This is a genomic window from Sphingomonas faeni, assembly GCF_030817315.1.
Classification (GTDB): Bacteria; Pseudomonadota; Alphaproteobacteria; order Sphingomonadales; family Sphingomonadaceae; genus Sphingomonas; species Sphingomonas faeni_C.
This window is the reverse complement of sequence record NZ_JAUSZF010000001.1, coordinates 3630879-3644436: the sequence shown is the minus strand read 5'-3', so window position 1 is coordinate 3644436 and position 13558 is coordinate 3630879. Positions and strand designations below refer to the sequence as shown.

Below are 13558 nucleotides of genomic sequence, written 5' to 3'. Positions count from 1 at the left end.
TATGCCATGGATGATGATCGGCGTGGCGCTGGCCGCCCTGTGCGGTCCGCTCGCAGCCGCAACAGCAGCCGCCGCGGACCCACTGACGCCGACCGGCAAGTGGAGCGCCAACACCGACGGCTCCGCACCGGTGCCGCCGATGGGCTGGAACTCGTGGAACGCCTTCAACAGCGACGTCGACGAGGAGAAGGTGTTCGCCTCCGCACAGGCGCTGGTCGATACCAAGCTGCGCGACATCGGCTATCGCTACGTCAACATCGACGATGGCTGGTGGCTCAAGCGTCGCCAGCCCGACGGGCGGTTGCTGATCCGCACCAGCCATTTCCCGTCGGCTGCGACCGGCGCGAACACCAGCTTCCGCCCGCTCACCGACCGGCTGCACGCGATGGGGCTGAAAGCCGGCATCTATTCCGACATCGGCCGCAACAGCTGCGGCCAGATCTACACCCCCGATTTCAAGAACCAGCCCGAGGGCAGCGTCGCGGAGCGCGAGGTCGGGTTGTACGGCCATGTCGACCAGGACATCGCACTGTTCTTCGCCGAATGGAATTTCGACTTCATCAAGGTCGATGGCTGCGGCGCGCGCGGCCTTCCGGCTGACGCACCGCGGGTGAAGTCGGGTCTCTATCGCGCACTGACGCCGCTGGTCGACATGCAGTCGCTCGGCGGATCGGACGTCGCGGGCATCCGCGGCCTCTACGAACAGGTCCACACTGCGCTGCACACGCACGCCGGCGATCGCCCCTACGTCTATTCGCTGTGCCTGTGGGGCGCGGGCGACGTACGTGCGTGGGGCAAGGACGTCGGTAACACATCGCGTACCAGCGACGATATCCAGCCGGTCTGGCCGCGGATGCTCACCAACCTCGACACCGTCACGCACCGCGCGCTCTATGCGCATCCGGGATCGTGGAACGACCCCGACATGCTGTTCGTCGGCACCGGCGATTTCGACGCGGCGCATCTGACCGAGGCGCGGTCGCACTTCTCGCTATGGGCGATGGTCAATTCGCCGCTGATCATCGGCTACGACCTGCGCAAGCTTACGCCGGAACTGCTCGCGATCTTCGGCAACGCGGACATCGTCGCGCTGAACCAGGATCCGGCCGGCAACCAGGCGGTGCTCGCCTATGATTCCGGCGAGGTGCAGACCTTCGTCAAGACGCTCGCCGACGGCAACAAGGGCGTCGCGCTGTTCAACCGTACCGCCTCGCCCGCCAAGGCCGTGCTGACCGCCGAACAGCTCAAGATGCTGCCGACAGCCGACATCCGCCTGAAGGACCTCTGGACGAAGAAGGACCAGAGTTTTCGCAAGGAGGTGGCGGTGACGCTAGCGCCGCACGAAACGCTGATCTTCCGCGCGACCGGCACGCGGCGCCTGCCGGGCGGGCTGTACCTTTCGGAGCAGACCGGCCGCGTCAATCCGGCCGCCGACGGCGTGGTGGTGCCGCAGCCCGATCCGACGATCTACCAGTCGATCACGCCGTGGACGGGCACGCGAGGCCCCGGCGAGCACCCACAATATGGCGGCTGGGGCGGCGCCGAAGCCGACCGCGCGCCGTATGGCAAGCTGCTCCGGGTGGCCGGCACCGACTTCGACACCGGGATCGGCGTCCTGGCGAACTCCCGCCTCGAAGTCCGCAACCAGGGTTACGCTCGGTTCGCGGCCAACGTCGGCATCAACGATTCCGGCCAGCCACGCTCGGGCACGACCGTGTTCGAGGTCTGGGGCGACGGTCGCCTGCTCGCAAAATCGCGCCCGATGGCGTTCGGCGAGGCCGCCGTGCCGCTGGAGGCGAGGGTCGCGGGGGTGCGGATCGTGGAGTTGGTGGCGCGGGGGAGTGGCTCGGCTGCAAATGCTGCGACGCCGCAACCTGTGACTTGGGCGGAAGCCGCGCTCTACAAATAGTGACGGACTGGCCATCCCCCTCTTCCGTTCGCCCTGAGCGTAGTCGAAGGGTACCCCTCGACCTTGCGTACACGCCTGTTGAGAGCGGTGCTTCGACTACGCTCAGCACGAACGGAAAGGTTTGAAAACGACGCTAACGCACCCGTTCTGGCTTGGCCGGCGGCAAGGCCGACAGCGTAAACCGGTCGATATCCAGCCACCCCCGGCTCTCTGTCGGCGCGTAGCAAAACAGCGCGAGTTGCTCACCCTGAAACGTCCCCGTCCGCCAAGCGAACGCCAGCGGGAATTCGCCCCCGAGCCCGGTCCAGCGCCGCCCGTCCACACTATACGCCACCCGCGCAAGATCCGTCGTGAAGTCCATATCGGTCCGTAACCACAGCGCATCAGCCTTCGCGAGCGGCGCAGTGGCGCGAACCTCCGTCCGCGCACCATCGACCGTATCTTCGGTCACCTCCATCGCCAGCGTTGCCTTGCCACCCGGCGCGCCCTGCACCGTGATATTCCCGCTGAACTGCCCAAACGTCCCGAACCCGCAACGATCCCCCGCCGCCAGGTGGCGAATGTCGAGCTTCACCTCGCCCCGGCTCGCCGGCCCCTGTCCCTTCTGCACCAGCGTGTTGCGCGCGCTCCAGAAGCCGGTCGCGACCGTCGGTTTCAACCGCAACCACCCCGGTCGCTCGGTCAGCGACCAGCGCGAAGGCTCCGGATTGTGGTTCCACTGCCACTGCAATCCGAGCGTCCGCTTGCCGAAATCATCCGACGTCGCTGGCTCCGTAAAGGCGCCGCCGGGGATCGGCTTGGCCGCACGCCGCGGCACGCGACCGGGCGCCTCGCGCATGCCCCATACAGGCCAGTCATCCTGCCAGAACACCGGGCTGAGGTTCGTCATCCGCCCGATCGCGCCGCTATCCTCCATCACGAAACCGAACCAGCGGCCATCGGGCAGGTCGACCAGCGCACCCTGATGCCCCCCGGTCTTGTCGTCGATCTGGTCGCGCGTTTCCCACGGCCCGAACAGGCTGCGCGACCGCGACACGCTGAGCGCAAGCCGCGGCGGCAGCGCGTTGAACATGTAATAATACGCACCGCGCCGGATGATCTTCGACCCTTCCGCGCCCTTGATGTAATGCACTTTCTGCGACGCGGTGACGTGCGCCAGATCCTTGTCCAGCGTCAGCAGCGTGATCGTGCCGTCCGCGGTACTCGCGGTCGTCAGATACGCGCGCCCGTCCGGTTCGATGAACAGCCCCGGATCGAACGCCTCGCGCTCCAGTTCGTGAAAGCGCCACGGCCCGCGCACGTCCTTCGCGTACCAGATCCGCGTCTTCTGTCCGACCGGCGTATTGGCGAGATAATAGGTGCCCGCGTGGTAGCGTAAGGATGAGGCGTAGAGCCCGTGCCGGTACGCGTTGCCGCCCTTCAGATCATATTCGGGCTTGCCCTCCAGCCGATCGACGAGATGCGAGGCAAGCGTCCAGTTCACCAGATCGCGGCTGTGCAGGATCGTAATCCCGGGCGTATTCGCGAACGTCGTCGTCGCGAAATAATAGTCGCTGCCGACGCGGATGATGTCGGGGTCAGGATAATCCGCGAACAGTACCGGATTGCGAAAAGTCCCGTCGCCCCGGTCCGACCGCCACACCTGCGCCGATGCTACCGTCGCCATCAACTCCAGCGCGACCGCCAACGCGAGCCTCATTTGCCGGACGCCAAGGCGCGCGAGAAGAACGGCATCATCTTGTCCTGCACGCGCCCTGCGACGCCGCTGGTATGATCGCCCGGATACACCTCGAAGCTGTTGGCGATGCCGTAGCTATCAAGTGCCGCGTGGAGCTTGCCGGCATCGTCCTTCAGCCCGTCCCGATCACCGACGTCGATCCCGATCGCCGCATAACGCCGCAGATTGCCGACATATTGGTCGAGCATCGCCAGCGGCGCATTGGCGGCCCAGCGCGCCAGCACGTCGGGCTGCGGCACGCCGTCCTTGACCGGCAGATCGAGATACAGCGGCGGTGCCTTCGGGTTGGGCGACCACGCCGCCGCCGTCGCGAGTTGCGCGCGCTGCCCCCACGACAAGGTCGCGCTGTCCGCCGGCGAGCGCAGCGCGCGGATCGCCGCCTCGGTCGCCGCATCCGGCGTGCCGAGCGCGCGGGTCGAGAGGCAACACGGGCTCATCATGTAGAGCGCGCCGAACGTTTCGGGATGCTTCATGCCGATCCGCGCCGTGCCGTAACCGCCCATCGAATGCCCCGCGAGCCCGCGGCTGCGACGGTCCGCGATCGTCCGGTAATGGCCGTCGACATAGCCGACGAGATCGCGCGCGACGAACGTCTCGAAATCGCCGACCGTCACCGAACTCGAATAGAAGGACCCGTTATGCGCGGTCTTGCTGTCGGGCAGCACCACGATCATCTCGCGAGCACCCTTGGCGAACGCGCCCTCGATCGTCTGCGGCACGTGGATCTCGCCGATCCACTGTTCGACGCCGATCGAATAGCCGTGCAGCGCATAGACTACCGGATAGCGCCGCTTCGGATTGGCGCGATAGCTCGGTGGCAGGACCACCAGTACCGCGCGATCCGGGCTGTCACCTTCAAGATTACCCTCGATCGCGGGCGAGTGGACGGTAATGCGCTCGATCGTCACCGGCCGCGCACCCGCGACGGGCGGCGGTCCCGGCGTCTTGACCTGCGCCGAAGCGGGGCCGGTCGATAGCATCGCCAACGCGGTGCCGAGTGCGACGAAAACTCTGTTCACGGACATCCCCTTTTGCGTGTTCACCCGCACCTAGAACTCGACCAGCGCGACGCCTTGGCGCGGCAAGGACAGGTTGAGCCTGCCGTCTTTCAGGCGCACGTCTTGGGGCACCAGCATCGACGCACGCTTGAGCGCCGCGATCTGCGCGACAGTCGGCTTGGCTGGAGAGCCCATCGCCTGCCAAGCGCCGAATGCGTTGGCGTGCGCAGGATCGACGCGCCACATTCGCCCGGCAGCAGCGGGCGCTACCCCGGAAACGCGAAGGTCGATCCGCGCGTCGGGGCCCGGCACATCGTCGTCGTGGTAATTCCACAGCAGCACTTGGGCCCGCTGGTCGGCACCCCGCGTCGCGATCACGCCCACGTCGGCCGGTCCGCGCACACCGTCGCGCAGCACCGCATCGAGCGGTATCTGGCCATCACTGCTCGCCGCAACGCTGTCGGAACCTAGCCGCGCGAACAGCCGAAACACGTTCATCACGGCAAGATCGACACCGTTGGTGGCGAGCTGGCGATACCCAGCGAACCAGGGCTGGCCGACGAAGGTGTACGACCAGGACAGCGCGCCCTCCAGCCGGGTCCCGCGCCGCTGCGCCAGTTCCCACAGCCGCGCATAGCTGGCGGCGGTGTAGCTCGCGTACAGCGGCCCGTTGCGATACGCATTGGCGGGCCCCGGACATGCCGCGCACCCTTCCGGATCATTCTCGCCGATCACCACCGGCTTGCCGGCGAGCGCGGGTACCGCCGCGAACTTGCCGAACGCCTCATCGGCGGTGCGCAACTGGTTGGCGATCCCCATGCGGACATGACCGTCGACCAGCACAGGCTGACCCTTGGCATGAAACGACAGGAAGTCGGTCGGCGTACCGGTGCGACCGGTCGCGTAATTCGTGCCGGTCACGACGTGCTTCAGGAACCCGTCCATGAAGCTGCCTCCGGACCCGGCAAGATCCGGGCCGCCGACCCGCGCCGTCGGCAAGGCGCGGCGGATCGCGTCGACCGTGACGTCGTGCAGCCGGTAGAATTCCTCGGGACCCGCGCTCCAGTAGAAGCTGAGGTTCGGTTCGTTCCAGGTCTGGAAATACCAGCGCTCCACCTCGGCACGGCCGTATCGCTCCACATTATGCTGCGTCCAGCGATAGACGAGGTCCGCCCACCGGCGCTGATCACGTGGCGGATAGGTCCAACCGGCAGTCTTTCCCTTGTCGTCCACCCCCGGTGCCCAGGGCAGGCGATACGGCGTCCCATTAGGCGCGGCGCTCAGCGCCTCGGGCATGAAGCCGATCTCGAGATACGGGTGGATGCCGGCCGCGCGATACGTGTCGATGATCCGGTCGACGATCGTCCAGTCGTACACCGGCTGGCCGTCGCGCTCGGTATAGGCGTTCGTACTGCCCCATTTGAAATCAGGCGTGCCGTCGCCGGTGGTGAGCAGGTTATGCGCGCGGAAATATACGTTGTCGGGCCGCAACCGCCCCAGTTCGACGAGCAGCCGCCGCCCCTCCGACAAGGTCGCGTAATTGGGCTCGTCCGCACCGAAGAAGCGCCAGATCGGCGGCAACGGCGTGGTGACGCGCGCGGCGTCCACGGTGACATGCACGATCCGAGCCGCCGTGGGATCGGGCGGAGCCGCGCCTGATGATCCCGCAATCAGGAGCGCCATAGCCGCCGTGGCCATCATCGCACGTCGCGTCATGTCCGCACCATTCCTTCTCCGCTAAGACGGACGATCTTGCCCGGCACCAGATCGATCTCGACGCGCCGCGTACCCAGCCGGATCACGCGACGCCCCGATATCTCGCCACGGACCACCGCCTCGACCAGTTCGCCGCCTTGCCAGCGCAGATCGACCGAACACCTACCCCGCGCGCGCAGCCCGGTGACCGACCCCGCAGGCCATGCTCTCGGCAGTGCCGGCAACAGCAGGATCTCATCGCCCCGGCTCTGCATCAGCATCTCGGCGATAGCGCGCGTACCGCCGAAATTGCCATCGATCTGGAACGGCGGATGCGCGTCGAACAGATTGGGATAGGTCCGCTCGGGCCCCAGCAGGAAGGCGATTATACGGTGCGCGTGGTCGCCGTCGCGCAGCCGCGCCCACAGGTTCGCACGCCAAGCGGTCGCCCAGCCGGTGGATTCGTCGCCGCGCAGTTCGAGCGAACGCCGCGCCGCCTGCGCCAGTGCGGGCGTCCGGTCGAGATCGATCTGGTCGCTCGGGAACAGCCCATACAAATGCGAAACGTGGCGGTGATGCGGCTCGGGCGCAGCCGCGTCCCAGTCGCTTTGCCACTCCTGAAGCTGACCCTGAGCGCCCACGTGATCGGGTGCGAGCCGAGCACGCGCCGCCGCCACCTCCGCTGCAAACGGCGCATCGATCCTCAGCAAAGCCGCCGCCTGCCCGACCTGATCGAACAGATCGCGCAGGATCTGCATGTCCATTGCCGGCCCCGCGCAGATCGATGCGCCCGCCGGATGGATGTTCTCGGGCGACAGCGACGGGTTGGTCACCAGCGCACCGGTCGCCGGATCGGTCTGGAGCGTGTCGAGAAAGAACAACGCCGCCCCGCGCATCAGCGGATAGACTGACCGCAGATAGGCGAGGTCGCGCCCGTAATCGTAGCGATCCCACAAATGCGTGCACAACCACGCGCCGCCGGTAGGCCACAGCCCCTATTGCGCCCCGTCGATCGGCGCCGTCGCGCGCCACAGATCGGTGTTGTGATGACACACCCACCCGCGCGCACCGTACATTTTCCGCGCGGTCCGCGTCCCCGTTTCCGCCAGTTCGCGCACCATCTGCACCAGCGGCGTGGTGCACTCGGCCAGCGCCGTTACCTCCGCCGGCCAGTAATTCATCTCGGTATTGATGTTGACCGTGTATTTGGATTCCCACGGCGGCTTGATCGCGTCGTTCCAGATGCCCTGAAGGTTCGCGGGCTGCGTACCCGGCCGCGACGACGCGATCAGCAGATACCGGCCGTAATCGAAATACAGCGTCGCCAAAGCGGGATCGTCACCAGCGCGATTGGCACGTACCCGCTCGTCGGTAGGCTTGTCGGCCGCCGCCGTACGCCCGAGATCGAGCGTGACCCGACGGAACAGCGCGCGGTGCGCGGCGCTCGTCTCGGCACGGATACGATCGATGCCGCGCCGGCTGGCACGATCAAGCGTGGCAAGCGTCGCGGCTTCCGGGTTGCCGCTCACGTCGTCGAACCGGCGATAGCTGGTCGCCATCGCCACCAACACAGTGATCGCGCGTGCCCCCGTAACGCGAACCCGGCTTCCATCATTCGAGACGACACCGCCCACCGTCGAGACCCGCGCCCGCGCCGCAAAGCGCAGCTGTCCCGCAATTCCCGCCCGCTCGCCATTATGTCCGGCCAGCGTCACCGTCGCACCGTCGATCGAGACGATGGCGCCAATCTGCGGGGATTGGAGCCCCACCAGCAGGTCGAACGGCCGATCGCCGACCAAATGCACCGCGATCACCTGATCCCCCGGCGACGCGAACACGTCGCGACGAAACCGCGTGCCGCCCATCGTGAAACTGGTGGTCGCAACCGCCGCGTCAAGATCGAGCTGCCGGACATAGTCGCCGACGGCACCCGACACGCCGGGCATCTCCAGCAGCAGGTCGCCAACCGGCTGATACGCCATCTGCGTCTTGGGCAGTCCCATGACCTGCGCGTTCGCCAGCGCCTGCGCCTCCGCAAACTTGCCCGCGTCAATCAACCGCCGGACCTCGGGCAGTGCCGCGTGCGCTGCCGGGTTGACCGGATCATACGGCCCGCCCGTCCACAAGGTATCCTCATTCAGTTGCAACCGCTCGCTCGCGGTCCCACCGAACACCATCGCGCCGAGCCGGCCATTGCCGACCGGTAACGCCTCCGTCCAGGCAACCGCCGGCTGCCGATACCAGAGCCGAGGACCATCCGCCGGTGCCGCCGCCCACGCCTGTCCCGTCGCAGACCCGGCAAGGGCAGCGACGGCGACCGCCGCTGCCCCTTCCAGCATGTCGCGCCGCGTGGGTTCGACGGTCATCGCCCGATCAGCGCAGGTCGAGCACCAGAACGGACTTAGCCGGCACCGTGAGCGTCAGATTACCACCCGTCACCTGCGCGCCCGTGAACGGCTGCGGCACGACCGTGTCCGGCGCGTCGAAGCTGTTATGCGCGTCCATCGCCGTACCGGTGATGATCCGTCCGCTCGCCTGCGTCGCCTGCAATCCGGCGAGCGATACCGACACCGGCATCGCGCGGTTCGGATCGAGGTTGACGAGCGCGACATGCACCTGCCCCGCCGTGTCGCGCACCGCGGACGCACTGACCGCAGGCACCGCCACCTCGTCCTTGTGATACCAGGGCGAGGTCACCTGGATCGGCAACGACGTCGCGCCCTGCCACGGCTTGTAGAGGTCGAACACCCAGTAGGTCGGCGTCTTCACCATCCGCGCGCCGTCGGTGAGCAGCATCGCCTGCAACACGTTCACCATCTGCGCGATCGCCGCCATCTTCACCCGGTCTGCATGGTGCGCGAAGATATTGAGGTTGAGCCCCGCGACAACCGCATCGCGCAACGAATTCTGCTGCTCCAGAAAACCTGGATTGCTGCCCGGGGTCGGATCGTACCACGTGCCCCATTCGTCGACCGCGAGCATCACGCGCTTGGCGGGGTCGTATTTGTCCATGATCGCCGAATGCTTGGTGATGAACTCCTCCATCTCCAGCGTGTGCGACATGGTGCTCGCCCATTCGCGCTCCGGGAAGCCGATCGCCGCGCCCTTGTCCTTCCAGTCCTTGTCGCGCGGCCGCGTATAGTAGTGCAGCGCAAGCCCATCGATATTCTTGCCCGCGATCCGCATCATCGCCTCGGTCCACTCGTAGTTCGAGTCGCTCGGGCCGCTGGCGATCTTCAGCATCGTGCCGTTCGCGGACTTGGCGAACTGCGCATAACGGTTGGTCAGGTCGGCGGCATATTCGGCGCGCATGTTGCCGCCACAGCCCCATAGCTCGTTGCCGATGCCGAGATACTGGATCTTCCACGGCGCGGCATGGCCGTTGCGCTCGCGTTCCTTCGCCAGCACGGTCGTGCCCTTCGCCGCGGTCATGTACTCGACCCATTGCGCGGTCTCGGCGGGCGGTGCACTGCCGACGTTGGCGGAGACGTAGGTGCTCGCGCCGAGACGGTCCATCAGCCCGAAATATTCATGCGTGCCGAAGCTGTTATCCTCGTTGACGCCGCCCCAGTTGGTGTTGACCTTGGTCGGGCGGCTCTTGGTCGCGCCGATACCGTCCCTCCAATGATATTCGTCCGCGAAGCACCCACCGGGCCAGCGCACCATCGGCACGTTGATCGCCTTCAGCGCGTCCAGAACGTCACGGCGATAGCCGCCGTCATTGGGAATGCGCGAATTCTTGCCGACCCAGATCCCGCCATAGATGCCGTGTCCGAGATGCTCGGCGAACTGCCCGAACACGTCGCGGTGGACGACCGGACCCGGCTTGTCCGCCTGCAACGTCGCGGTCACGGTCGGTGCCGCCGTATCCTGCGCAACGGCCGGCGTCGCGAAGCCAGCACCCGCCAGCATCAGCGGCGCGAACGTCAGCGCCGCGAGCGCGCGCTTGAGGCCGCGCGTCTGGCCGGAACCCGACTGTGAAGTGCGTTGCGTGAACAGGTCCATACTCTCCCTTTCGGCCACCATGAGGCAGCCCCATCTTTTCGATACTTGTAGGAGTAGTTCAATCTCGGCCGGCGTCAACGTCGGCCGAGATCGACTACGGTCGCTTGAAGGTCCAGCGTCCGGCGGGGCTGGCCGGATCGAACTTGGCTAGCGTCGGCGTGCTGGCGCCGATCGCGACCAGCGCCAGACCTGCACGCCCACCCGGTACGGACTTCGGCATGATCCGATAGGTACCGTCGGTCAGCTGATCGATCCGCCACAATTGCTCGGTCGCGCCCGTTAATGCGGGCACGGTCTCGACCTCGCCCTGCCCGGTCGCCGCAAGCACCCGCGTCGTCCCAGCGATCATGATCGTGTAATAGGGCGCACCGAAATACCCGCCGGCCCCGGCCGCAGGCGCGATCGTCCACAATTGGTGTGGCCGGTTCATATAGTCGGCAAGATCGACGAGGATGCGGCCCTGCGGCCAGCCCGCCGAATCCTGTGCCAATGTCTGGTCGGGGATCGGGCTGACCGGGTCGGTCGGCTTGGCCATGAAGCTGCGGCGGGGGTCGAACGCGATCCTTACGACATCGGTCGCGAGGCCGAGCGCATAGCCGCTGCGTTCGGAGGCGACTTCATAGGTGCCGGGGACGACGTTCTCGCCCGCGACCGGCCAGCCGTCGGTCCAGCGGAGCGGTTCGATCCCCAGCACGCTGCGGCCGCTGCGATCCATGTCCGCCTCATAGTGCATCGAGAATTTCTCGACGCCGCCATCCAGCTCGATCAGCCCGAAATGACCGGGGCCGATGTTGCGGCCGCGGGCGCTCACGACCAGCTTGCCACCGCCCCGGAGCAGCGGCGTCCCCATGTGATCGACATACGGCCCGAGCGGGCTGCGCGATCGGCCGACGCGGATATGGTAGGTCGAATTGGGGCCGTCGCAGCAGGTCCCGTGCGTGCCGAGCAGGTAATACCAGCCGTCGCGGTGCATCATCGCGGTGGCTTCCATGTCGATCGCGACATCGACCGGCTGGTTGCCCGCGACCCGCAAGCCCGTCTTTGGATCGAGTTCGATGATGCGGATCGGCCCGAAATAGGTGCCGTAAGTCAGCCACAGACGGCCATCGACGTACAGGAATGCAGGGTCGATCGCGTCGACCGTCTCCACCCCGTCGCTCGACGCGACCACGCCGACGTCGTGATATTTGAACCGCGGCGATTTCGGATCTAGCGACAGCGTCCACATGATCTTGACCTGGCTCGCATGCCCGCCGGACATCCCGCCGCCACCGACCGCATAGGCGACGTAATAGCGTTCGCCGATCTTGATGACGTCGGGCGCGACACCGCCGCCGGGACGCTCCGGCCCGCTCCGCCAAGTCCAGCCGTCGTCGGAAACAAGCCCGCCGCCGCGCGTGCCGAACGTGTAATATTTGCCGTCGGACTCGGTGACCGTCGACGGGTCGTGGATGAACGTCTCGCCCTGCAACTGCGCGACGGCGGGCGACGCTCCGGCAGCAAGAAACACGGACAGCCCGAGAGTGGCGGCGGCAATACGCGTCATGAGGGTCTCCATGCTAGCGGACATCGGTCTTGAGATCGGTGATCGGTCGGCCACCCTCGTCGACGAAGCGCACACAGAAATCGCTCAGGCCGGGACCGTTGATCACTGCACCGCGCAAGACGTTGCGGCCCTTGCGCAGGGTCACGCGGTCCGACAGCACGTCGTCCATCACCATGCGGCGATCGTTGAACAGCCCGGCCGTCTCCTTGCCGTTCAGCCACCAGATCGACGCCGAATTCGACCCGACCGCCAGCCGCACGTCACGCATTTCGCGCGGGCTGTCGACGATCGTCACCGCCCAGAAGATCACGCCATAAGTCGGCTTGCCGAGGCCCTTGGCGAAGCTGAACAGCTTGACATTGAGCGCGCCTGAATCGAGCGCGTGCCAGCGTAGCGGTTGAGTTGCTTTCACCACCTGCCCGTCGCGCGGGATCGCGGTGAACTGGCCGGGGAAATACTGCGTGGTCAGAGCCTGCCGGACATACGTGGCGGTGAAGCCCGTATTGCTGCGGTTGGGCTTGTCGATCGGCTCGAGCAACAGCCAGCGGCGCAGGAACCCGTCACTGTCTGGCGTGGTAGCCCCTTGCGTCACCGGCTTGAAATACGGCGCGAGACCCGGCGCCGTCGCCGCATCCTGTCCGTTCGCGCCGGACGAAATTCCGGCCAGCGCCCCAAGCACCAACCCGATCGCCCTAACCCTCGTGAAGCGCGTCATACCCGTCTCCCCTGCATCCTATTCATCGCCGCACGAGCATGTCGTTCGCATCGAGCCAGTGCATGAAATCCTCGAACCAGCCGGTGCTGGTCGTGCCCTTCTTGCCGAGGCCAAAGCCGTGGCCGCCCGCCTGGTAAAGGTGGAACTCGACCGGCTTCCCGGCCTTCTGCCAGGACTCGATCAGGCCGAATCCCTTGTTCGCGAACAGCGGATCGTCGGCGGCGAGCACCGCGAACAGCGGCGGCGCGGCGGCCGGCACTTTCACCGCTTCCATCGATCCATAGATCGGCGCGATGAAGGCCAGATGCGTGTCGGGCGCAGCCAGCGCGGTCGCCATCGTCGTCATAGCGCCCGCCGAAAAACCGATCATCCCGACACGGGCGGGGTCAACCTTCCACTCGGTCGCGCGCGCCCTCACCAAAGCGACCGCAGCCCGCGCATCGGCGATCTGGTCGCCGAGCCCCGCGATTGCCTCGTCCGGCCTCATCCGTCGCTGCGGCTGCGCGGCACCGGCGAACATCGCCGTGACCGACCGCTCGAACCCGCCCATGTCCGCCGGCGTAGGCTTCAGCCGATATTTCAGCACGAACGCGGCGATGCCCCGGTCGGCGAGCGCCTTCGCCACGCGCCAGCCCTCATTCTCCATCGACAGCATCAGGAAGCCGCCACCCGGCGCGACGATCACCGCCGCCCCCGTTGCTTTGGCCGGATCGGGGAGGAACGGCGTCAGCGTCGCGGTCGTGACGTTGCGCGTCATCGCGACGCCGTACTGATTGAACCACGCCTCGGGCGCGACCTGCCCCTTCACACCACCCGTGTTGAGCGGGATCGCGGTTGGCTCGGCTGGAGACGCTGTGGCGGTCATCCGAGCGTCCTGTGCGAACGCAGGCGTCGCCAACGCCAGCGCGCTCGCAAATAACCCAAACCCGATCGACCAACGCATCGCCTTCTC

9 protein-coding genes and 1 pseudogene are annotated in these 13558 nt (G+C 66.6%); 1 reads left to right on the top strand and 9 read right to left on the bottom strand.

The window, feature by feature from the left end; translation table 11 throughout:
* Position 1: 1 nt before the first annotated feature.
* Positions 2-1909: an NPCBM/NEW2 domain-containing protein gene (locus tag QFZ54_RS16880; RefSeq protein ID WP_307089522.1), complete on the top strand. Its 1908-nt coding sequence runs from the start codon at positions 2-4 to the stop codon at positions 1907-1909.
* Between the two features lie 133 nt (positions 1910-2042).
* On the opposite strand, the gene QFZ54_RS16875 is transcribed toward QFZ54_RS16880, so the two are convergent.
* The 9 genes and pseudogenes from QFZ54_RS16875 to QFZ54_RS16835 form a co-directional block, all read right to left on the bottom strand.
* Positions 2043-3608, bottom strand: coding sequence for a glycoside hydrolase family 43 protein (locus QFZ54_RS16875; RefSeq protein ID WP_307089001.1), 1566 nt, complete (start codon positions 3606-3608; stop codon positions 2043-2045).
* Complete coding sequence (locus tag QFZ54_RS16870; protein ID WP_373458611.1) at positions 3605-4627, bottom strand: alpha/beta hydrolase; 1023 nt, start codon at positions 4625-4627, stop codon at positions 3605-3607. Before QFZ54_RS16870 ends, QFZ54_RS16875 begins: the two co-directional genes overlap by 4 nt.
* A 69-nt stretch (positions 4628-4696) precedes the next feature.
* Entirely contained in the window at positions 4697-6361 is a 1665-nt protein-coding gene (locus QFZ54_RS16865) for a GH39 family glycosyl hydrolase (RefSeq protein ID WP_307088998.1), read from the bottom strand.
* Positions 6358-6615, bottom strand: a complete 258-nt coding sequence (locus QFZ54_RS20505; protein ID WP_373458610.1) for a glycoside hydrolase family 95-like protein — start codon at positions 6613-6615, stop codon at positions 6358-6360. The genes QFZ54_RS16865 and QFZ54_RS20505 overlap by 4 nt, the downstream gene beginning before the upstream one ends.
* Positions 6616-6627: 12 nt before the next feature.
* Positions 6628-8679, bottom strand: a pseudogene (locus QFZ54_RS16855) (glycoside hydrolase family 95 protein); the annotation flags it as partial.
* 34 nt (positions 8680-8713) lie between these two features.
* The gene (locus QFZ54_RS16850; RefSeq protein ID WP_307089520.1) at positions 8714-10252 is read right to left on the bottom strand and encodes an alpha-N-arabinofuranosidase; all 1539 of its coding nucleotides are present in this window, start codon (positions 10250-10252) and stop codon (positions 8714-8716) included.
* Between the two features lie 187 nt (positions 10253-10439).
* On the bottom strand, positions 10440-11891 hold the full coding sequence (locus QFZ54_RS16845; RefSeq protein WP_307088992.1) for a family 43 glycosylhydrolase: 1452 nt from the start codon (positions 11889-11891) through the stop codon (positions 10440-10442).
* A gap of 13 nt (positions 11892-11904) precedes the next feature.
* On the bottom strand, positions 11905-12606 hold the full coding sequence (locus tag QFZ54_RS16840; protein ID WP_307088990.1) for an acetylxylan esterase: 702 nt from the start codon (positions 12604-12606) through the stop codon (positions 11905-11907).
* A 22-nt stretch (positions 12607-12628) separates the two neighbouring features.
* Complete coding sequence (locus QFZ54_RS16835) at positions 12629-13549, bottom strand: alpha/beta hydrolase (RefSeq protein ID WP_307088989.1); 921 nt, start codon at positions 13547-13549, stop codon at positions 12629-12631.
* Positions 13550-13558 lie beyond the last annotated feature (9 nt).